The sequence below is a fragment of the Butyrivibrio sp. XB500-5 genome (assembly GCF_003625505.1).
Classification (GTDB): Bacteria; Bacillota; Clostridia; order Lachnospirales; family Lachnospiraceae; genus Butyrivibrio.
In genome coordinates this window covers 252,153-274,145 of record NZ_RAIS01000003.1, presented here as the reverse complement: position 1 = coordinate 274,145, position 21,993 = coordinate 252,153, and the positions used below count along the sequence as shown (strand labels likewise).

15 protein-coding genes and 1 riboswitch are annotated in these 21,993 nt (G+C 45.3%); of the genes, 1 reads left to right on the top strand and 14 read right to left on the bottom strand.

Annotation, left to right across the window (positions count from 1 at the left end):
* Window positions 1–13 precede the first annotated feature (13 nt).
* Window positions 14–871, top strand: coding sequence for an aldo/keto reductase (locus D6856_RS07650; RefSeq protein ID WP_120686413.1), 858 nt, complete (start codon window positions 14–16; stop codon window positions 869–871).
* An 87-nt stretch (window positions 872–958) separates the two neighbouring features.
* Here the strand turns inward: D6856_RS07650 and D6856_RS07645 are convergent, their stop codons facing one another.
* From D6856_RS07645 to D6856_RS07580, 14 genes are all read right to left on the bottom strand, one after another.
* The gene (locus D6856_RS07645; protein ID WP_120686412.1) at window positions 959–2,314 is read right to left on the bottom strand and encodes an NADase-type glycan-binding domain-containing protein; all 1,356 of its coding nucleotides are present in this window, start codon (window positions 2,312–2,314) and stop codon (window positions 959–961) included.
* Window positions 2,315–2,626: 312 nt separating this feature from the next.
* Entirely contained in the window at window positions 2,627–4,771 is a 2,145-nt protein-coding gene (gene cobK / locus D6856_RS07640) for a precorrin-6A reductase (RefSeq protein WP_158588864.1), read from the bottom strand.
* The gene (gene cobJ, locus D6856_RS15545) at window positions 4,761–6,650 is read right to left on the bottom strand and encodes a precorrin-3B C(17)-methyltransferase (RefSeq protein ID WP_120686410.1); all 1,890 of its coding nucleotides are present in this window, start codon (window positions 6,648–6,650) and stop codon (window positions 4,761–4,763) included. The genes cobK and cobJ overlap by 11 nt, the downstream gene beginning before the upstream one ends.
* Window positions 6,647–7,396: an ABC transporter ATP-binding protein gene (locus tag D6856_RS07630; protein ID WP_120686409.1), complete on the bottom strand. Its 750-nt coding sequence runs from the start codon at window positions 7,394–7,396 to the stop codon at window positions 6,647–6,649. The genes cobJ and D6856_RS07630 overlap by 4 nt, the downstream gene beginning before the upstream one ends.
* Window positions 7,393–8,409 (bottom strand): FecCD family ABC transporter permease, encoded by a 1,017-nt coding sequence (locus tag D6856_RS07625; RefSeq protein ID WP_120686408.1) that lies wholly within the window; start codon window positions 8,407–8,409, stop codon window positions 7,393–7,395. The genes D6856_RS07630 and D6856_RS07625 overlap by 4 nt, the downstream gene beginning before the upstream one ends.
* A gap of 1 nt (window position 8,410) precedes the next feature.
* Window positions 8,411–9,175: a precorrin-4 C(11)-methyltransferase gene (cobM, locus tag D6856_RS07620; protein ID WP_120686407.1), complete on the bottom strand. Its 765-nt coding sequence runs from the start codon at window positions 9,173–9,175 to the stop codon at window positions 8,411–8,413.
* 2 nt (window positions 9,176–9,177) lie between these two features.
* Entirely contained in the window at window positions 9,178–10,332 is a 1,155-nt protein-coding gene (gene cbiD / locus D6856_RS07615) for a cobalt-precorrin-5B (C(1))-methyltransferase CbiD (RefSeq protein WP_243114051.1), read from the bottom strand.
* Window positions 10,333–10,346: 14 nt separating this feature from the next.
* Window positions 10,347–10,988: a precorrin-8X methylmutase gene (locus tag D6856_RS07610; protein WP_120686406.1), complete on the bottom strand. Its 642-nt coding sequence runs from the start codon at window positions 10,986–10,988 to the stop codon at window positions 10,347–10,349.
* A gap of 25 nt (window positions 10,989–11,013) precedes the next feature.
* Window positions 11,014–12,597, bottom strand: a complete 1,584-nt coding sequence (locus D6856_RS07605; protein WP_120686405.1) for an ABC transporter substrate-binding protein — start codon at window positions 12,595–12,597, stop codon at window positions 11,014–11,016.
* A gap of 12 nt (window positions 12,598–12,609) precedes the next feature.
* Window positions 12,610–13,749 carry a sirohydrochlorin cobaltochelatase gene (locus D6856_RS07600; protein ID WP_243114054.1) on the bottom strand — a complete coding sequence of 380 codons (1,140 nt, stop codon included), beginning with the start codon at window positions 13,747–13,749 and terminating at the stop codon, window positions 12,610–12,612.
* A gap of 701 nt (window positions 13,750–14,450) precedes the next feature.
* A riboswitch (cobalamin riboswitch) is annotated at window positions 14,451–14,644 on the bottom strand.
* A gap of 97 nt (window positions 14,645–14,741) precedes the next feature.
* On the bottom strand, window positions 14,742–15,902 hold the full coding sequence (locus tag D6856_RS07595; RefSeq protein WP_120686404.1) for a transglutaminase domain-containing protein: 1,161 nt from the start codon (window positions 15,900–15,902) through the stop codon (window positions 14,742–14,744).
* A 24-nt stretch (window positions 15,903–15,926) separates the two neighbouring features.
* A complete protein-coding gene (locus D6856_RS07590; RefSeq protein WP_120686403.1) occupies window positions 15,927–18,401 on the bottom strand; it encodes an adenosine deaminase in 2,475 nt (824 codons plus the stop codon).
* 85 nt (window positions 18,402–18,486) lie between these two features.
* Complete coding sequence (locus D6856_RS07585) at window positions 18,487–20,223, bottom strand: ABC transporter ATP-binding protein (RefSeq protein ID WP_120686402.1); 1,737 nt, start codon at window positions 20,221–20,223, stop codon at window positions 18,487–18,489.
* Window positions 20,223–21,989 (bottom strand): ABC transporter ATP-binding protein, encoded by a 1,767-nt coding sequence (locus tag D6856_RS07580; protein WP_120686401.1) that lies wholly within the window; start codon window positions 21,987–21,989, stop codon window positions 20,223–20,225. The genes D6856_RS07585 and D6856_RS07580 overlap by 1 nt, the downstream gene beginning before the upstream one ends.
* Window positions 21,990–21,993 lie beyond the last annotated feature (4 nt).

Below are 21,993 nucleotides of genomic sequence, written 5' to 3'. Positions count from 1 at the left end.
AAGAGGAAAAGAAATGAGTACACTTGCTACAAGAATCAAGCTTAACAACGACACAGCGATTCCGTGTCTGGGCTTTGGAACCTATAAGATAAAAGATCCGGTTGAAGCATATAATTCAACGAAAACCGCGCTGGAAACCGGTTACCGCCACATCGACACCGCCGCTTTTTACGAAAACGAAAAGCAGGTAGGACAGGCGATAAACGACTTTATAAAAGAGAATAATGTCAAAAGAGAAGACATCTTTGTGACAAGTAAAGTCTGGAAGACAGAGCTTGGATACGATAAAACACTTGCAGCATTTGAAAAGACAATGAGCGAGATCGGTCTTGATTATCTTGATCTTTATCTTATTCACTGGCCCGCTTCCTATGCTTTCGACGATGATTGGGAGAACACCAACCGCGATACTTGGAGGGCCATGATCGAGATCTACAAGTCGGGAAGAGTTAAGGCAATCGGTGTTTCCAACTTCCTTACTCATCATCTTAAGGCGCTCATGGAATTTGATATCATCCCCGCGGTCGATCAGATTGAGATAAATCCCGGATTTCTTCAGGAAGATACTGTGGATTTCTGTCAGGAGCACGGCATCCTTGTTGAAGCATGGAGCCCGCTCGGGCGCGGCAAGTCACTTGATCATCCTTTGTTAAAAGAGCTTGCGGATAAATACGGTCGCACCGTCGCACAGATAATATTAAGATGGGAGATCCAACACGACGTCGTTCCGCTTCCCAAGTCGGTAAATCCCGACAGGATCGCGCAGAACGCGAATGTTTTTGATTTTGAAATATCAGATGAAGATATGGAAAAAATAGACGCGATCGAGCCTTACGGAAACTCCGGACATTCACCGGATCAGGCTGATTGAAATAGTCCCGGGGTACGGGCTTTGTGATCCATTATAGACAAAAAAGCAATGTGTATTTTCAGATCAATACACATTGCTTTTTAATTCTTAATAAACCATAATCTCGCTTACGCAAGTATCATCATACTTCGCACCTTTTTTGGCTCCTGTGATCTTGATAGTGATCGTATCTGTCTCAACAGGCTCATCAAGCTCAATATGATTAAGATTATCCTCCACCAGATCCTCTACGGTTTCGTTCTCAATATCATGTGCAAAGAGGTCTACACTTACCTTCTTGCCATTTCCAAAATCAACTTCTATATCCGTAAGCACGCCGTTTGAATGATGAAGGTCATAACTTGCAGTGTAACCGTTACAAATCTGGACACCGTTTACAGACTGCTTCTTATCAAGTTTAAGCGTTATTGTTTCTCCAACGCCTTCCCCTTTAGCACCTTCACACCATACTGTGGAGTAATCACCGTCTATAAGATTCTTACCGGAATAATTCTTACCCTTCGAAGCCGCAAGTTCTGAAGATGTAGTGACGGAAGCTACCTTTACCGTGTCCTTTCTATATCTTCCGTATATTGCAGTAAAACCAAACACGCTATCAGTATTCTTCTTAAACAATATATCCGCATATCCTTTAAATGTTCCGTCGTTTATGTTATGTCCCTCAAAAACCGGTCCCGTGAAAAGAAAATACTCATCATCCTCATGGTACTCACAGTGTGATGCTAATGCTACCTGCTCTCCATCACCAAAACTATAGTAAATCTTTCCATCCTTAACATCCTCATATTCTCCGGGATTAAAATCATCCTCGCCATAGAAATCCAGCCATATTTTCTTGGCGTCTTCTACACTTACAACGGTTTTATAATCTTCTTCTCCGGTTTTAAGTGATGCAATCTTTTTTAGCTCCGAATTCTCATATGTGCTGTACCTGATTACTTGATTTCGAAGTCTGGCCTTTGAATTATTATCCGCTTTAGAAAAAACGCCATTTTTATCAAGCACATTTGAAATTGTAACAACTCTGGCCATATCCGAAAGAAGCTCTTCCTTATCGGGAGTAACCGCTTTTGTCTTTAAAAGCTTGTCAATCGTTGAATCGTATTCATTGTCTGAAGAAGCCGTATCCTTTTTATCATCAGCTTTAGCAGTTGACGCATCTGCGTCTGAAGCTTCCGATTTTGAATCATTTGATGCTCCTTCTGTAGCAGCTTCGGAAGACTCATCCGATGACGAATCCTCAGATGAAGCAGTGTCAGTTGAAGCTTCTTCCGAAGTTTCTTCAGTCGCCTGCTCTGTAGCCTCCTGCGTTACTTCTTCTGTTGCTTCCTGCGTGGTCTCGGTGTTGATAGCGCCCTGTTCCTGAACATCAGCCGATGTACATCCCACTGCAGCCGCACTGACCATTACACTGATTGCCATTGCAATAAATGATTTTTTCATATTTTTCCCTCTTTCCTTTTTAAAATTGTTACTTTGTTTTCTGCTGTTTAAAACTCATAATTCATTTATGAATACATCATCTACGCAGGTTGTTTCTATGTAACCCACATACAAATAATACTATCATTTGTCGTTTTTTACAACCTGCTGTCGTTTTTATAACAAAAATGTGAATTTTTTATTCCCAAACAAGCAGCCACTATCGCCAATAAGGATGCTACTATTGCCAAGTTGCAAGAAGAATTACAAAAATATAAAAGCAAATGATCAATTACAAATGCCGGATCGTATGATCCGGCATTTTGTATCTCTTCATAGTGTTATGATATACACAGGGTTTATCGCATCGGGCATGTGGTAGTCGCCGACTTTTTTGTACCTGCTTGCGCTGAGCTGGACGATATCGGGCTCAGCAAAATTCATCTCCTTTATCAATGAAAGGGTCTCGGTCAAAGTCTCAAGAGTAACGCAGTTTATAACGATCCTGACGTTCTCATTTTTCTTTTTGAGTTGTTCGATGATAGCTTTGAGATTGCCGCCGCTGCCACCGATGAAAGCATGGGTCGGCGCGGGAAGCTCCTCAAGCGCAGCGGGCGCTTCGCCCTTTATGATATTGATGCTATCTGCACCGAACTTCTCTTTGTTTTTCTCAAGAAGATCAATCGCCTCATCGTTTCTCTCAATCGAATAAACCTTGATATCGGGATGCAAAAGAGCTGCCTCAACAGAAACAGAGCCTGTTCCGGCGCCGACATCGTAAAGTACGGAATCCGAAGAAAGCCCAAGCTTTCTGATAGATATCGCACGCACCTCTTCTTTGGTCATGGGCGTTTTGCCCCTTATAAACTCATCGTCAGGTATTCCTCTTATCACAGGGCTTTCGCCCGCGCTTCTATTCTCAATAAACAATAGACATTTTCCTTTCTCATCAGGTGAAAAGATATCGTTTCCAAGTTCATTTTCCGTAACTTCAAAAACTCTCTCCGCCTCAGTTCCAAGTTCGTATCCAAGAACTATTCGGAGCGGGGTTCTGATTGCTTCGCCCACCTCGCCCGGCATCGCCAAAACTGCTGCCTCGCGATTCTCGCTTTGCGCTGCCCTTGCTATCTGCCCTGCGTGCGCACAGCTTGAAGGAAGGACGATAAGCTTCTTACTGCCGACAATGTATCCCGTGACATTACATTTTCTTCCGTGCGCACTCACAACATCGCAGTCTTCAAGTCCAAGTCCCAATCTGTTTGCAAAAAGAGCTATCGAAGAAATTCCGGATATCTTATGAACTTCATAGCCCGCCTTTCCAAAGATCACTGCTGCACTTTTTGCTCCGCTGCAAAGACTGATATCTCCGGAGAAAAGAGCAAGCGGATGCTTATACTCTGAATAAGATGCCTTTGCTTCTCTTCCGTGGAAGCCACTCTCTACCAAGCCTTCATGGAATCCGCTTCGAGCCGAATCTTCACCAAGCCCGCGCTTTTCAAGAAACTCCAATATATCCTTTCCCATATACAGCGGTTCAAAATGCGCCTTGATCCCGCTCTTATCTACTCTCTCAAGAATGCTCTTTGCACCGAAAATCACGTCTGCTTTCTTAAGCGCTTCCTCAAGCTCCCGTGTATAATAACGCGAATCTCCGGGTCCGATCCCGGCAAGAGTAATTATCTTTCTCTCAATACCCGCCTCTATATCTTTAACGCCAACCTTATCAAGTATTTCAGTTAAGCTGTGGCCTTCCGATGTAATCACACTCTCGGGGCTCTTTATCATTACGGCTTTTATTCCGCACTCTTTTGCCGCAAAAAGCTTTTCATCAAGTCCGCCCGCAGCGCCGCTTTCCTTGGTAAGAATTACCGATGCACCAATCTCTTTTATCAGAGCAATATTCATATCCTTGGAAAAAGGACCCTGCATCGCGATTATCTGCTTACCTTTAAGCCCGGCTTCTTCACACTTTGTAATGCTTTCAAGATTTGGAAGGACTCTTGCATATACTCTGGAAACATCGCTGATTCTTGAAACTATTGCTTTTAAATCCTTGCTTCCCGTAAGAAGCAGAATATTGCCTTCCGTCTTTTCAAGCTCGTCAGCGGCAGCCTCAACCGAAGAATATGCTTCCGCCGCAGGCAAAGCCCTAGCTCCCGTATCCCTAAGAAGCCTTAAATACTCTACCCCTGACTTCTCGCAGGCTTTCTTGATCTCACCGGAAACAAGCGTGGCAAAAGGATGTGTTGCATCAACGCAGACAGTAACGCCCTCGTCCGAGATAAGCTTTGCCATCTCGTCCGCATCCTTCCTTCCTACAATAACATTGTCTTCACCGCAGGAATTCTCGATTTCTTTTCCGTAGTCCGTCGCAACGCTGACAACATGCGATACGCCTGCCCGTAAAAGCGCAGATGCAAGCTCTCTTCCTTCAGTTGTTCCTCCGAAAATCAGGACCTTTTTATCCTTATCTCTCACTCTTGTATCCTCTTTGAGTAACCATCTTTCCGCCAATATTCGCAGTTGTGGAATTGCCGATAAACACAGTTGAAAACATGTCGGCGTCCGCATCCTTAAGCTCTGCCAAAGTCATAACGCTACAGCTCTCGCCGTCTCTTCCGATGTTATTTGCAATTCCGCATACCCTGTCCTCAGGCAACGTCTCCAACAAAATTTCGCACGCGTGCTTAAGATACCCTTTCCTTCCCTTGCTCTCCGGATTGTAGATAACTACCGACATATCTGCCATCGCCGCGCACCGCAGCCTCTTCTCGATTAGCTCCAAAGGCGTAAGTCTGTCGCTCATGCTGATAAGGCAAAAGTCATGTATTAAAGGCGCCCCAAGAAGTGCCGCTCCACTAAGAGCCGCAGTAACCCCGGGGATTACCCTGATATCGACATCAAGAAATTTTTGTCCCAAAAGAAACGCAAGTCCCGCCATTCCATAAACTCCCGCATCCCCGCTGCAGATAAGCGAAACCGCCTTGCCCTTGGCCGCTGTCAAAAGAGCCAGCTCAACCCTTTTCTCTTCTCCCATCATGGGCGTAGAGATGTATTCCTTGTCCTTGTAATAAGGTCTTACAAGATCGCAGTACACCGTATACCCCGCGATCACATCCGATTCCAAAAGAGCTTTCTGAGCTCTGACAGTCATATCTTCATAGGCGCCGGGCCCTATTCCTACTACGGTTAAAGAGCCCTTCTTGTTAGGCCTCATAACACCCGCAGCAAAGGTCATCCCTGTTCCCTTGGTCTTGTGGACAAGAACTTCTTCCGCTCCAAGAGCAACAACCGCTCTCTCGCAGATGTTATCGCAGCCCGTCACCTCAAGTGCAAACTCGGAAGCTTCAAAGTCTCCCGGCATCGCCATAAGATCATCCGCTTCAAAGGTCACAAAATATGCATCAAGCTTATCAGCGACATATTTTAGTCCCTCTTCATCTTTTTTTATCGATGCGGAAGCAAGAGCATCCACCGCCCTTGCATCAATCCTCGCTTCTTTAAGCTTATCAAGGCAAAAAGAGTAAAGAGCTTCTCCGTCCGTACCCTTCTTGCAGCCCATACCGACCGCGATACATTTGGGAATGAGCTTTAAGAAATCACCTTTTAAACCAAGCGCAGAAAGTGCATCGTCGTCTCTGTACGAGATCACAAAGAAGTTCTTTCTACCGCGCTCCGGCAGCGCAGCTTTCTTCTCAGGATTCGCATCATCACTATACAAGTCACCGATGTCTTCTACCCTTACAACATTCTCATATCCTATGCCGCTTCCCACAAACGCTTCCGCGCCTTCATCTACAAAGTAGTAGCCTTTCTTCTCTTCCAAAAGGCGCGCCGTAAACTCTTTTGCCGCCTTCATATCGGATATAACAAGGTCATTTGCCTTGGCATAGACATCAACAGCGAACTCGTTCTCAACATCCGTTGCGGTTGTAAGAACCGGCTTGGCACCAAGAAGCATCGCCATAAGGCGCGCCTGTTTAACTCCGCCTCCGATGTGCCCCGACAAAATCGGAATCACGTTCCTGCCTTTTTCATCGATAACGATGACCGTGGGATCTTTGGTCTTATCCTTGATATATGGTGCGATCGCTCTTACAGCAATGCCTGCGGCACCTATAAATACAAGAACTTTTCCGGTATCAAAATTTTCTTTTACAAAAACATCAAGCGACTCTACGGGCATAACCGCAGCGCTTTTGCCTTGCAGATCATCTTCCGCATTACCCGAAAAAGCTCCTTCCGCCCACTTGGCTTTGCCGCCTGTCACAAGAAGAATAAGGAGCCTTTCTGCCAACTCACGCCCCGCATCGGTAAAGCTTATGATCTTGTATTTTTCATATTCTACCTTGTTCATAGCATTCTCTTTCCGAGCGCCTTCTCATACATCTCATCCGTAAGTGAAAAGAGCTCTTTTATCAGCCCCTTTTCAAGAACCTTCGAAGGTTCCTCGCACATCGTCCTTCCGTCATCATAGATAAGAAGAAGTCTGTCCGAATAGTTAAGTGCAAGCTCAAGCTCGTGAAGCGACATGATAATTGTCACGCCCTCTTTTGCAAGCCCTTCGATCACATCCATAAATTCCATCCTATACCTGATGTCCAGGTACGAAGTGGGCTCGTCCATGATAAGGTACTCAGGCTCCTGAGCGATCGCCCTTGCTATCAAAGTCCTCTGTTTTTGCCCGTCGCTAAGCTTGTCGTAAGGCTTGTCCTTCAGCGCTTCTATCTTCATAAGCGACATCGCCCTCTGCACAGCCGCAGAGTCTTTTTCCGAACCGAATCCGAAGCAATCGGTAAAAGGAAGCCTTCCCGCACTCACAACATCCTTGCACGTCATAAGCTCAGGCTTTATCCTGTCCGTCGTAACGATCGACATCTTCCTTGAAAGCTCGCGAAGCGATATCGTCTTAAGCTCATCCTCGCCGAGGTAGACCGCGCCTCCAAGAAGCGAAAGCTCGCCTCTTATACTTTTTAAAAGAGTCGACTTACCCCCGCCGTTTGGACCGATCAGCGAAATGATCTCACCCTTTTTCACCTCGAGGTTAACGTCCTTAAGCACTATGTTTTTGCGATATCCGGCAGAAACGTTCTCTATTTTCACCTGCTCTTACCTCGTCTTATTATCATAAAAATAACTATCGGCGCGCCAAAGAGCGACGTCACCGCTGAAATATTCATCTCCGTCGGCGCAAAGAGCATCCTCGCTAGAAGGTCGCTCAGCATGCAAAATACCGCGCCCGAAAGGAACGACGCCGGGATCAAAAGAATCGGCTTGGACGATTTCAGCACTTCTCTCATAAGATACGGAACCGCGATTCCAATGAACGACACGGGTCCCGCGAATGCCGTAACGCACGCCGACAATATGCCCGACAAGATTATTATCACGATCCTGCAGAGCTTAACGTTAACTCCCACGCTCCTTGCATAGCCCTCTCCGAGCCTGAACGCATCAAGAGTTTTGGAAAAAAGAACCACCGCAAAAAATGTAATTCCCACAATGATCACGGAAAAAAGAGCTCCCTCGGCATTCGCTCCGGAAAAACTTCCCTGCGACCAGCTGTGGAGGTTAACGATGTCCGAGTCCTCCGCAAACGTCACAAGAAAATCCGTTATCGCGCTGCAGATGTATCCGATCATGATTCCCGCAGCCAAAAGAGCCGACATACTCCTAACCTTTTTCGAAATCATGATGATAAATCCCGTCGCCGTGATCGCTCCGACAAATGCAGCAAACACAAGCAAAAGATTCGATACCCTTCCTATTTTTCCCGCAAAAAATATAAGCGTAAGCGCAACCACCATCTTGGCTCCCGATGAAATACCAAGGATATAAGGGCCTGCGATGGGATTGGCAAAATACGTCTGAAGAAGGAATCCCGACACGGCAAGTGCGCCCCCGAGAACCAGCGCCATGACCGCCCTCGGAAGTCTTATCGTCATTATTATGTTTATGATCTTGGTATCGGTGCTCTTTCCGGCAAAAACTTCCGCGATCTCCTGCGGGCTTATCCTAACATTTCCCACGAGTATATTTACGAAAAACGCGCCTGTCACCAATATCAAAAGAGCTGTAAAAACAACCGCCGTTCTTTTCTTTATCTTTTTTTCCATCTTAAGGATTCTCTTTGGCCTTTCTGAATTCCGTGCTGAAATCCGCGGCGTAAAGCCTTGATCTCTCGTATCCCGCCTGTTTTAGCGCATCACCGACTATGATGAGTGCCGTCTTATTTATACCGTGCTCGCTTGCCATATCAGGCAGTTCTTCCAGCGTGCAGATAAATTTCTTTTCATCATCCCAGGTCGCTTTGTAGACAACCGCGCAGAGAGTCTTAGGATCTCTCCCTGCATTTATGAGCTTTTCCTTAAGCCCCTTGATATCTCCCGCTGACAAAAAGAACACCATGGTCGCGCCGATAGAAGCAAGGTTCTCAACCGACTCTTTTTCCGGAACCTTGGTCCTTCCTTCCATCCTCGAGATAATTACGCTCTGAGTGATCCCGGGTAGCGTGTACTCAATCTCAAGCGCTGCCGCCGCCCCGCAAAAAGAGCTCACTCCGGGCGTTACGTCATAGGCTATTCCAAGCTTATCAAGCTCATCCATCTGCTCTCTTATTGCGCCGTAGATGCTCGGATCTCCCGTGTGAAGCCGCACAACATCAAAGCCTTTTTCCTCAGCTTCCTTCATAATAGCAATCACTTCTTCAAGCGTAAGCTTGGCGCTGTCATGAATCTGCGCGCCTTCTTTAGCAGAATCCAAAAGCTTTGGATTAACAAGCGATCCCGCATATATGATCACATCCGCGTTCTCTATGAACTTCTGTCCCCTGAGGGTTATGAGATCCACAGCCCCCGGTCCCGCTCCGACAAAATGTACCATAGTCACACTCCCTCCATGAACCCGTGCGCACCCGCCGTGCTTACAAGTTCCGTGTACTCATTGGAAAAGACTATAATTTCTATCTGTATTTTTCCCTCAGCCCATTCTTCCATGTGCTTTTTAATAAGCTCCGCCATCTTGGGAAAAACCTTGTCCGCAAGGCCTTTCTCCGTGATGATCCTTACGGCTTCGTCCGTCATTACACACTCAGATAATTCGGATCTGATACCATCATCATTCGCGATGTCCGATAAGATCTCCATTCTGTGGTCGCCGTACCTTGAATGTGTATTCTTTATTCCGCCCGCAACCTTTACGAGCTTACCGATGTGTCCGACAAACAGCATCTTCGAAAAGCCTTCAGAAAGCGCGATCCTCACCGCGTCGTAGACAAAGTTGGAAGTCATTACTGCGTTTCCGTCTTCAAGCTTGTATCTCTCGCTTAAAAAAGTTATTCCGTAGTTTCCGGGCGCCGCCAGCAAGATCTCTTTTCCCTCGGCTTTTTTTACCCTGACATGTGTCCTTATCGTCTCAACGATCGCGCTGTCGCTCATAGGCTCTACGATCCCGGTTGTTCCAAGGATCGATATCCCTCCGACAATTCCGAGCATCGGATTAAATGTCTTTTGCGCGATCTTTTCTCCGCCCGGAACGCTTACGATAACGTCGAGTCCCTTTATATCTGATTTTCCTGTCAAAAGAACCTGCTCAAGATTCTCCTTTATCATTCTGCGCGGAACGGAATTGATGGCGGCTTCTCCTATCGGCTGATCGAGCCCGGGCTTTGTGACTCTTCCAACGCCTTCTCCGCCGTCTATCCTTATGCCTTCTTTGTCCGACTTTCTTAAAGTCACATAGACATAAGCACCCGTCGTGACATCGGGATCGTCGCCGCCGTCTTTAATGACCGCGCAGGTAACTTCGCTGTTATCAGCGCTTTTCTTAATGTCAACGATCTCTGCGTTGTATATGATACCTTTGGGCGTAACTATACTTACGTTATAGATATCTTCGCCCGTAATCATCATTATAAGGGCCGCCTTCGCCGCCGCAGCTGCGCAGCTTCCCGTTGTATAACCGCTTCGAAGTTTCGTAGCGTCCATATGATCATCTTTGCCGCCGGGATTTGAGCCGGCTCTTTTTCCTGTTCCGCTCATATGCCCTCCGCGGGTTATTTCCCTCTTTTTTCATCCATTGAATAAAGGATGGAGTTGACGATCGCAGCAGCAACGCCGCTTCCGCCCTTTCTTCCCCTGTTTACAATATACGGAACATCACTTTCAATTATCAGCTCTTTTGCCTCAACGACATTCACAAAGCCCACGGGAACGCCGATTATAAGCTCAGGCTTGTAGCCTTCATCCATCAGCTCTTTTAGTTTAATAAGAGCAGTCGGTGCGTTGCCGATTGCAAAGATCAGCTTCTTATCCATACGCGAAGCCTTCTCCATGCTTACGTAAGCTCTTGTAACCTTCCTCTTTGAAGCTTCGCCGGCAACTTCTTCATCCGCCATAAAGCAGAAAACTTCGCCTCCGAATTTTGCAAGCGATCTTTTGTTGATCCCCGAAAGAGCCATGTTGGTGTCGGTCACAATGCAGGCGCCCTCATAAATGGCCTTTCTTGCCTTCTCGATAACATCATCGGAAAACATTAAAGTATTGGCGTACTCAAAGTCGGCCGTGGTGTGAATAACTCTCACAACGGTCTGCTCAACGGCTTTGGGAACGCTCACGCCGCTTTGCGCCAGCTCTTTTCTTATGATCTCGAAGCTTCTTTTTTCAATATCCGAAGGAAGAATGTGCTCTATCTGCATGCGCCCACCTTGTCTTGTTATTCATTTATTTAAGTTTATGGAAAAACTCCGTATCTTCCGAAGCTTTCGCAACAATATCATTCAGATCCTTGATTATATTTCCTGTTCTGTCCGTGAACTGATACAGCGATTTATCCGTGTACCAGACATCGCCGCTTTTTACCGCCTTGAAATCGGCGAATATCGCATCCTCGGCTTTTAGATCCGAAAGGCTGTCGGGACAGTCCTCAATCGTTGAATTGTAGATGAGAATGTCCGCATCCTTGGCGTAGTCGTAAAAGGCTTCCATACTTACGGAAAGATATGATGAGTGTCCCTTGGAATCAACATTCTTCGGGGCAAGATACTCTCCGCCCGCCTTTTCAACCATCTTGGGAAAATAGTCATCGCCGCTTCTCGTATACACGAGGTGCTTGGAATTAATGGAGAAAAAAGCTATCTTCTTGCCGGAAACATCCGAGCTTTCAAAGGTCTTTGCAAGCTCTACCTGCTCGTCGTAAGCTCTTTTTGCTTCATCTTCCTTATCGCAGATAAGTCCGTAAACCCTGATCCATTCGCACCTTCCAAGCGGATCGCTCTCATAGCTCGATCTGTCCACAAATACTGGAACTCCCAGCTTTTCAAGCTTCTCCATGACCTTGGGTGTATGAAGGATCATCGTCGATTCTATTGCAAGATCAATGTCGTTATTTACTATCTTCTCGTAGTCGGGAGCACTGTATTTGCCGCCGTATTCAAGCTTTCCGTCGTCCATGCTCTTCTTTGCGGCGTCTATATACCAATTATCTCTTTCTATTCCGGAAAGTGCAATTTTATCGACCGAATCTATGGAATCAAATTGGCACATCGCGCTTGAAGCCGCAAGGTATATCTTATTCACGGTTTTTTTTATCACGATAATACTTCTGCCGTCTCCAAGGCCCTTTTTCACCGCTTTTAAAGTGTCCTTTGGAAGTTCTTTTCCCTCAGGTACAAGGAGGTAATTCCTGCCGTCATAAACGCTGATAACAGCGTAATCGTCTTTATATCTATGTATAGCGTAGCAATCCGCGTACGCGTTTTGGTCTGTACTTAAATATTCAAGCCCTTCGATATCGGGAGCTTTATTAACCAGCGCCTTGTTCGCAATATCTGCGCTGTCTGCGCTTTCATCATCGGCGTCGCCCGGTTCTTCACCGAATTCTTCGGGATCCCCTGCTTTGTCGCCGGACTTTGCATCTTTTACCGAGAAAAAGAGTTCGTAGTCGATCAGGTGGGGCGTGCTCATCGCAACGGTATCCGCCTGAACCATCATCTTCTTATCAAGCTTAACGGGAATAATAAATTCGGAATTCCCGTCCTCGTTAACGGGCTCATACCTTGTTCCGTCAACGATCATGTAATCATAATTGGGACTGCTCCAGAAAATGTCCGCAGTAGCCTTTCCGTCTTTTACAGTGACCGTGCAAGGACTGTCAATGCTTGCTCTTCCGCTCCCTCCCGTAAGAGTAACAGATGCGGCATATTCCCCATCTGAAATACTGCCGCATCCGATCACACTTATGGAAAAGAACAGGATTATCACCGTACTCTTTATGCTGTTAAAAAGAATATTTTCCTGTCTGTTCATTTAATACCTGTTTTATTTGATAACCGCACCTGTGTGCTCAACATAGAGTTTCTGTACATCTGCGATTCTTCCGAGGCCGCTGATCTGGCAGTCAACCTTCTCGAATGCGCCTGATGCCTCAAAGCCGCTCTTCCATGAATCATCGTCGTCGCCTGCCATGTCGTTGTTGGCATGATCGCCCGCAACAACCATAAGAGGACGAAGAACAACCTTGGTATAGCCTGCATCCTTAACCTTGTCTATAACAACCGAAAGCTCTGTCTCTTCAGGCTCACCCTCAACAGTTCCGATGAATACGTTCTTGTAACCAAGCTTCTCCATCTGTGTCTGCATCTGGCGGTATGTTACGTTTGCGGTGTGTGATGTGCCGTGACCCATAAGAACGATTGCTGTCTTGTCCTTGTCTGCAGCATCAACACTGTCAAAGCTTGCATCCTTGATTGCCTCTGCAACTACCGCCTTGGCAACTGCCTCTTTATCTGCATTGATAACTGATGCATCCTTACCTACTTCACCGAGAAGGGGCTCAGCAACAGCTACCTTATCAAACTTCTTATCATATTTCTTGAGTGCATCCATGAGCTCATCATACTCTGCGCCGTGCATAAGGTGTGTGGGCTGAACAACAAGCTCTTTTACTCCGTTATTAACTGCTCTCTCAAGAGCCTGCTCTACGTTGTCGATCTCAACATCTTCTCTTGCGTTGATGTGGTTGATGATGATCTGAGCTGTGAACGCTCTTCTTACTGCCCAGTCGGGATAAGCTGCCGCAAGGGCCTTCTCGATACCGCCGATATCCTGAGCTCTGCTGTCGTTAAAAGAAGTACCGAAGCTCACTACAAGAATCTCCTTGTCGCCGATGTTGTCGGTGTTAAGAGCATCGTCCTTGGAAGCATCACCTGTATCTCTTCCGAAGTAATCGGGATCCGCTTCCTCTCCTTCAACGAGTTCTTTCTGTGTATCCGTAAGAGCATCCCAAGCCTTCTTTGCTTCCTCACACTGCTTATCTGTATCCTCTGTCCACTCCTGAACATAGATGGCATCGATCTTCTCTGCAACCGCATCCGCTGCTGCCTGATCCTCCTCTGAAGCCTCGGGCTTAACGTCAGTTACTGTTACCTTGTGGTCATACCATTTTTCTTTTGTTCCGATAAGTGCCAAGTCAAACTCCTCATCAATAGCGGGAACGGGAACATAAAAGCCGAATACTTCTTCTGTTGTTCCGTCGTCATAAGTTACTGTATCTGTTGTGGGCTCAAGTAAAACAGCGCCGTCCTTCTGAGCATCCTCTGCTGTTCCGGGGAACAGATTTACGATGTTCTTGGAAGGAAGTGTGATGTGGATAGTCATCTCGCCGTTCTTTACAGTGAGTGTGCCCTTTCCGTCATAAGCTTCGTTGATATGGAACATTGAGCTGTCTGTGCTAAAAGAAGCTGTGTATGTTCCGTCAGCAAGTGTTCCGTCTTCTGCTGCCTCTGCGCTTGTAGCCTCTGTTGCAGCTTCGGTAGTCTCTGCCGCCACTTCTGCAGATGCCTCTACATTAGACTCCGCTGCAGGCTGCTCGCCCTGAGTCTTTGCACATCCTGCGATCATTGATGCGCACATCATTGTTGCAAGAACTAATGCAAGTGTTTTCTTTTTCATAATGATCCTCCATTTAGATATCTATGAATCCAAAAGCCGGGAGGATGTGGAACTCACACCTCTCTTTGAGAGGTGTATAGCAAAAGCAAGGGCCCGTGCCTAAGCACGAGCCCATAATCTCAAAGATATAAAAATGCGCACAAAACGCACATCTGCTGCGTTCTACAGCAGTGCTATCTTCGTACAACCAGTTCCTCGTGGCTTGGATATCCCATGTACAGCGACAGGCAGGTCTCCCGGCTGATCGAAGCGTTCTCTGCATAAAATCCGCGGCGCCTAGCGCCTTCCCTTTGCGGTTTTTTTTAAACACTTTCGAATCACGGTGACGAGTTCGTGCAGGACTTACACCTGCTTCCCTTTTCACCCACAGCTCTTTTATGTTGCCCTTCTCCAAAAACCGAATCCGGTTCCAAGAACTGCGGACACCTTCCGCTTTATGTAATTTTCAAAACATATAATAGCACAACTTTTGCAAAAAAGAAAAAGATGTCGGCCGCATATCAATATTTATACTCCACCAGCTCTCCGTGACCGTTTGTATATTTAACGACATTCTGCTCAGGATCAAAGTTTTCTAGGCAGGTATATTTGAAGAAGTTGTATTTATCACTGTCTGCGGTGAGCGAAGAATAATCGAAATCACCGTCATATATACCGCGAATAAGAATTGAATTAAGGTCTCTCGGAACATCAAATCCGCTGCTGTTTCGCTCCTTAGTGTTCATCAGGAAGTAATCCAACACTAAATTTCCCTCTGAAGCATAAGGGATTGCATAAGTCACATCAGAAAAAAATCCCTCACCGTCCAACTTTAAATATACCCACGCATGAGCTTTATTATCAGCACCGACAGTAAATGCGTCAATATTACACTGCATCAAAAGATATGCATATGCAGGAGCAAGCCCCGAACAGATTCCGGATCTGTTTTTAAAACAATTATATGTTCCGAAAAGTCCGTCTCCTTCGCCTTCCGCAAAGTCGCCGTTCATATCGTCATTATAGTCAAAATGGTAAGCCACATAATCATATATAGCCAGACATTTTTCAAAATCCGTATAATCTGTTTTGACACAGTCTCTTAAGATTCCTTCTATGTCCTGCTCAAACGCCTTTTCTTTTTCAAGGAATTCATCGACAGATATCGAATAGGATATAGTTCCTTTTCCGTCCTGATATGTACCCCTTTTGATAAACTCGGTCGCAACAGGGAAAAGATTTCCCAGAACACCCATATCCGTGCACCATTTAAATGCCCCTTCACTTGAACATTCAAATGTATCTTCTCCGGATCTCAACGCATCAACAAGCTTATAAAAGGACTCCCAATAATCCATGGGATAAGTCGGATACAAGCTTGCCACAAAGACATGAGGGTTAAAAAGATAATGTCCCTCCCCGTCACTGTAATTCTCAGCCTGAGACTCATCAAGTTCAAGCTCATCACCTGAAACAGAACCATCGGATAAAACATTCTCATCCGTTTCGGAAGACTCTGAAACCGGCTCAAGACCGCTCTGAGCATCAAGCTGCTCAACCATCGCATTGATGCTGTCTGCATTTTGGCCGCCTTCATAAGATTCATCAATGCGGCTTGTAGAACTGCAGGCCGAAAGCACCACTGCGCACAACAATACAATACCAACTATTTTCTTTTTCATTTACCTAATTCCTTAAAACTTCTTTTATTCTTTTGGCATATTCCTTCGCGCATCCAGGAATATATCCCAGTCCTTGAGATATGAGCCGATAGGAACTATCTCATCAAACAGATTGACGTATCCCTTTAAAGACAACGCCTTTTGATGAAGCGTTTTGGATCTGCCCCAGACAAGTATCTGTGCCTTTCCTTTGCCGTTCTTGGCTTCCTGAATGAGATTGGCTGCCGCACTGTTTCCGTCAAAAGCAACGACCATGGACGGTCTTCTCTCAAATATCTCGTAGTTAAAGCTCTTGTAGATTCCCATGCCCTGAGCTTCCGGCGAAACACGTATGCTAACGCCCGCTGCGATCAGCTTATCTCTTTCAGCTTTGGAAATAACGGCGGGAACAACAGCATATATCTTAAAACCTTTCTTGTTGTGATCAACCAGATATTTCTCATATCCCGAAAGCTTATGACCTATAACAAAGCATATCTCTTCGGGTGAAAAGTGTTTGATCAGAGCGTCAAGCTGCGCCTTTCCTTCGGGTGTAACTCTTGTTGCTCTCTTCTCTGTATTAAAACTTCCCCCAAGAAGAACAACGGGAGTGCAATCCCATGTTATCTCGCTCACATGCTCTTTTAACTCAGTATATGCATCAAGACCTCCGGTCTTGGCAAGCTTCTTACCTATCTTGACGGCCTTCATTTTTTCAAGAAGAACTTCCTCCATATCACGTCCGTCAAGAAGTGCATTGTATCTGTCCGACTTTTCAAAAAAAGCCTTCTCACTTCTTTCTATAACTTCTTCCTCCGACCGCTTCATAAGAAGCATATCTTCTTCGGAAAGGTCCAAGAGCTTTTGCAAAGAAAGCTCTTCATCTATCGAATTGGTTCCGTAAAGCGCTGCTCCATCCGTTCCCTGAACGCATTTTATGCCTTGTTTAAGATACGCTCTAATCGGATGTTTATCAAGTGAATTTAAATTATTTAATCTGACATTGCTTGTAAGCTGGAACTCAAGTACCACACCGTTTTCTTTTAGCTGCTTAAGCACGGCTTTTCCCTTGGCGGATCTGGGGCTGTAAGTATAAAGTCCGTGTCCGAGGCGCATGTACGGCATCTTCTGTCCGGGCGCCAAAGAATCTTTTACGCAAGAAATACTGTGTGCGATATTGTCCTTCTGGCTGTCGTTCTCACCCGCATGAACTCTTATTACAAAAGACGGATCTTTCGCAGCTATCTTAACTATCTCTTTAAACGCAGGCTTTAAAGTGATGATGTCGTTGATCTCTTCTCCGACAAAGTCGCAGCCGGCAACGTACGGATCAAGCGCCGTCGCCTTAAGCACTTCGAGATTCTGCGCAAGATAATCGGCCGGTGTCACGGCGTCTTTTATGATGGTAAGAGGAATCCTTCGCATTGCGGCAAGGAAACGGATCATCACACCCGTCTCTTTGTAGATCTTGGGCATAACATCATGAACCTGCCTTAGCATCTCAAGCGACTCATACTTCTTAACAAGCGTCGTATCACTGATCTCGGCGTACTTTATGCCATATCTTTTATAATTTCTCGCTATCCAAAGGAGCTTATCCTGAAAGACGGTATTATTGCAGTAATCGGGATTTTCCTTATCACGAAGCATCCGGCGCAATGTCTTTTTCACATCTTCATCGGGAATCTGCGAAACATCGCCGATGTCTATCTTATCCTCGCTCTCTTCTCCCTTTGTAAAAACATATCTGTAGAGATAGACCTTCTCAAGGTTGGTAAAAACAGCCTGTCCGTCCTTGATCACAGAGAGCGATCCTCTTATCTTAACGATGTTGAGCTCCGCATTGTCCAAGTTATTAAGGATAAGATCCGCGAAATTTATGAAGGTCCTGTCGTTGATCTTTCTGTCGAGGTACTTGCCCTTAAGATCCGAATAAACGAACTGTCTTGCAACCTTTTCTCTCTGGGCGTTAACTCTTTCCCACTGCTCGTCGGTGAGCTTTAGATCGAGTTTTTTGACATAGTATAAGGGATAACGTATCTGATGATAGATTCCGAGCGCAATAAGCACATCCGCAGGCAGATTGCCGTTCATGTGTGTGTGCAGATCGGAGCGGAATTTGAGATCTTTATTTATGAAAGTCTTGAATATGATCTTATCTTTTTCAAGGCTGTATTCTTTGGACTGACTCATCAAAGTCTTGGCGATGGCGGGCATCGTTGCAACAACATTTACGCTTCCGTCGGGATATATCCTTGCCACTTCCGTATCTCCCAGGGAAAAGATATAGCTCTCTTCGTTACTTCCGTCGATATAGCAGGGAACTTCGCCTTTTATGATAAGCATATTGTTCGCGTCCTCGGAAAGCGGCAGCTTAAAGGTTCTCGCAAGATTCCTTATAAGGTTTCCCGAGTGATGATTGGGCGTTGACAATATGTAAAAGAGCTTATCCAAGTCCTTATAAAGGCTTACGATAATATCTTTTTCATTATCAAGAAAAAAGCATGTGAAATACGTCATATAGGATCTCCCTCTACGAAAAACAGCGTGAATATTTGTATTCATTATACTACAAATATTCACGCTACTATTTACTCATAATGTATTATGAAATCTTCCAACCTACCGCTTGACGACGTGAGTCGATAAATCTCTTGTATATTCCGTCCTGCGCAGCAAGCTCGCTGTGCTTTCCTCTCTGAACGATCTTACCCTGATCAACAACAAAGATCTGATCTGCGTTCTTAACCGTCTTAAGTCTGTGCGCGATCATAAGAATTGTCTTTTCCTTGGTAAGCTCTTTGATAGCTGTCATAAGCTCTTTTTCATTCTCGGGATCGACGTTGGCGGTCGCCTCATCGAGAATAATGATCGGCGCATCCTTCATGATGGCTCTTGCAATAGAGATACGCTGGCGCTCACCGCCCGATAAAGAAGCTCCGTTCTCGCCGATGACTGTATCGTAGCCTTCGGGGAGTGCCATGATAAAGTCATGGCAGCAGGCTTTCTTGGCCGCTTTGATCACTTCCTCCAAAGGAGCATCGGGATTTCCGAAGCGAATATTATTGGCGATCGTATCATGGAAAAGGAATACATTCTGGAATACAAAGCTGTAGTTGCTCATAAGTGAGTTCATCGAATATTTCCTTACATCTTTTCCGTCAAGTTCAACCCTACCTTTATCTACATCCCAGAATCTTGCGATGAGATGACAAAGAGTTGTTTTTCCGCCGCCGGAAGGACCGACAAATGCAGCGCTTGTTCCCGAAGGAATAGAAAGCGCAATATCATCGATGATCTTCTTTTCATCATAAGCAAAGTCAATATCGTTTACATCGATGTCACTGTTATCCGCTACAATATCATCTCCTTCAATATCCATAGGCTTAATTGCAAGAATCTCATTTGCTCTTGCAACGGACATGTCTACAATTCTAAGGAGGGCGGAAAAGCTTCCCGTCGCCTCAAGCCCCTCAAATACCTGGAAGGACATAATCATCATGATTATCGCGGTTACAAGATCCATACTTCCGTTTATATAAAAGATACATGAAGCAAGTGTGATTGCTACTCCCGTTATCTTAAGTACGCCTCTTTCATAGGGAACAAAAGAATTGGCTGAGATCTCAAGATCAGTGCATACGTTAGCGGCCTCATCAATACTATTGTTGAGTTTCTTGCGAGCGTTTCCGATAAGGTTATATGCCTTAACTTCGGGAATTCCCTGAACGTATTCGATTATATTGGCAACAAGTGTCGAGTCAGCAACTATCTTTCTTGCAGAGATTTTCTCGCCGTGCTTTCTCATTGCATAGTTGATAAATGCATAGATAATTATTCCGGCCAAGCTGATAAGTCCGATACGATAATCAAAAATAAAGATAAGAAGCATGATGACGCTTGTTCCAAGGATACCCTGCGTCGTGACCATAACAACTCTTGTCGCAACGTCTCCAAGTGCTTCCATCGTGTTGGTGGTTACGGAAGTTATCTGTCCGAGACTGTTCTCATTGAAATATCCCATAGGAATAAATCTGAGATGTTCGGCGATATGGATTCTTTTATCTGCACATTCACCATAGCCGCCTCTGCACTGAAGCATTGTTGAAAAGCCTTTTAAAGTTGCTTCCAAAGCAAGCGGAACAGTCATGATCAAAAAGCCGATGAGTATTGTCTTTTTATCTATAGTCCCGTTAATGAAATTCATGAGGATATATCCCATTGCGGGGAATTTCATCGCTCCGCAAAGTGCTGCGACTATACTGAGCACAAGTGCTATATAAAATCTCTTTCTGTTCTTTTCAGAGCAAAACTTAAAGAATCTTCTAAGTGTTGCGATCATTATGCCACACCTCCTTCCGAGTCGCTGTCCTTGGCGGAAATATGAGCTTCCCACATCTTGGAATAAAGTCCCTTCTTATCAAGAAGCTCTTTGTGAGTTCCCATTTCTTCAATATTTCCGTCGTTGATCACAACGATATTGTCGGAATCAATAATAGTTGAAAGTCTGTGTGCGATAACGATAAGTGTCTTGCCTTTGACAAGTTTCGCTACGGAAGCCTGAATAACCGCCTCGTTCTCGGGGTCGGTATAGGCAGTTGCTTCATCGAGGATCACTATCTTGGCATCTTTCATCATTGCTCTCGCAATTGCTATTCTTTGTCTCTCACCGCCGCTAAGATGAGCGCCCGAGCCTCCGACTACGGTATCGAATCCTTTTTCAAGTCCCATGATAAAGTCATAGCAGCCGCTGTCTTTTGCTATCTGCTCAACCTGAGCGTTTGTAGCACTTGGATTGCCCATTCTGATATTCTCTCTTACAGTTGTATCAAAAAGGAAATTATCCTGAGATACATATGCGACCATGTTGTTGTAATCGCAAAGTGACATATCCTTGATGTCGACTCCGCCGATCTTGATGCTTCCCTCATCAGCATCCCAAAGAGATGCGATAAGTCTTGCAACGGTTGATTTACCGCTTCCTGAAGGACCTACCAAGGCTGTTATCGTACCGGGCTTGATATCAAGGTTTATTCCGTGAAGAACTTCTTCGTCCTTGTATCCGAATTTCACATCTTTGAGTTCTATGCCGTTATCTGCGGGATAAGCTTTACTCTTTTCGGGTCTTGCAAGTTCTTTTTCCTCAAGCACCTTATCAATATCTCCGAAGATAGCCGTAGCTTTTCCGATATCGTCACTGTAGCCCATCGCAACAACAAGAGGTGAAGCAAGGCCTGCAGCAAGAATAAGGATGTTGATGAAATCTACGAAATCAAGGCTTCCGTTTAGTGCATAAAGAGCTCCGACGGGAAGAACCGCAAGAAGCGTAGCAGGCCCTATTGCCGTTGCAAAAGCATGAGGAACTATGCAGGATCTCATCCAATCAACGAAGCTCGCCGCATTTTCATTGGCCGCGGAGACAAATCTCTCGTATGAACTCTCTGCTTTTCCAAAGGCCTTTATGACTTCAATTCCTCCGATATACTCAACAGCCGTGTCATTGAGTGCCTTGGTTGAATCCTGAGTTCTCTTAAAAGGTGTCTCATAGTCCTTAAACATATAAGCCATGGCTGCAAAAGCTATGGGGAGTGTTGCAAGTGACCAAAGCGCCATTCTCCAATCGAGTCTTATTATGAAAATGAACATGATAATAGGCGCACTGATATTAGCCGTGAATTCGGGAACAAGGTGAGCAAGAGTTGTCTCTGTAGAATCAACTCTTTCAACTATTATGTTCTTCATTGCTCCCGAAGGTGTATCGAGAACAGTTCCTAAGGGAAGTCTCGAAAGCTTGTCGCAGAGCGCCTTTCTTACGTTTCCTATAAGCTTAAATGTGGTTTTGTGAGAAATGTTGGTAGATATAGTATGGAAAAGAAGTCTCAGCACCCAACAAGCCGAGATGAAGATTGCCATCTTGATATAGAATGAAATCTCTTTATTTCCATTCACAAGATTCCTTACCACCTGTCCCATAAGTATGTATGGTGCAAGTGCAAAAACAACGCCGATAAAGGCTACGATCATGCTGGTAATATACTTACTTTTATATATGCCGGCATACTTGAATATATAATGCAATATATTCTTTTCTTTGGTTTGACCTCCCATATAA

Excerpts from the sequence above, each read along its gene's own strand:
- D6856_RS07645 (WP_120686412.1), bottom strand. The coding sequence starts at position 2,314 with ATGAAAAAATCATTTATTGCAATGGCAATCAGTGTAATGGTCAGTGCG.
- cobJ (WP_120686410.1), bottom strand. The coding sequence starts at position 6,650 with ATGAACAAGGTAGAATATGAAAAATACAAGATCATAAGCTTTACCGAT.
- cbiD (WP_243114051.1), bottom strand. The coding sequence starts at position 10,332 with ATGAGCGGAACAGGAAAAAGAGCCGGCTCAAATCCCGGCGGCAAAGAT.
- D6856_RS07595 (WP_120686404.1), bottom strand. The coding sequence starts at position 15,902 with ATGAAAAAGAAAATAGTTGGTATTGTATTGTTGTGCGCAGTGGTGCTT.
- D6856_RS07610 (WP_120686406.1), bottom strand. The coding sequence starts at position 10,988 with ATGCAGATAGAGCACATTCTTCCTTCGGATATTGAAAAAAGAAGCTTC.
- D6856_RS07590 (WP_120686403.1), bottom strand. The coding sequence starts at position 18,401 with ATGACGTATTTCACATGCTTTTTTCTTGATAATGAAAAAGATATTATC.
- D6856_RS07580 (WP_120686401.1), bottom strand. The coding sequence starts at position 21,989 with ATGGGAGGTCAAACCAAAGAAAAGAATATATTGCATTATATATTCAAG.
- D6856_RS07605 (WP_120686405.1), bottom strand. The coding sequence starts at position 12,597 with ATGAACAGACAGGAAAATATTCTTTTTAACAGCATAAAGAGTACGGTG.
- D6856_RS07625 (WP_120686408.1), bottom strand. The coding sequence starts at position 8,409 with ATGGAAAAAAAGATAAAGAAAAGAACGGCGGTTGTTTTTACAGCTCTT.
- cobM (WP_120686407.1), bottom strand. The coding sequence starts at position 9,175 with ATGGTACATTTTGTCGGAGCGGGACCGGGGGCTGTGGATCTCATAACC.
- D6856_RS07585 (WP_120686402.1), bottom strand. The coding sequence starts at position 20,223 with ATGATCGCAACACTTAGAAGATTCTTTAAGTTTTGCTCTGAAAAGAAC.
- D6856_RS07650 (WP_120686413.1), top strand. The coding sequence starts at position 14 with ATGAGTACACTTGCTACAAGAATCAAGCTTAACAACGACACAGCGATT.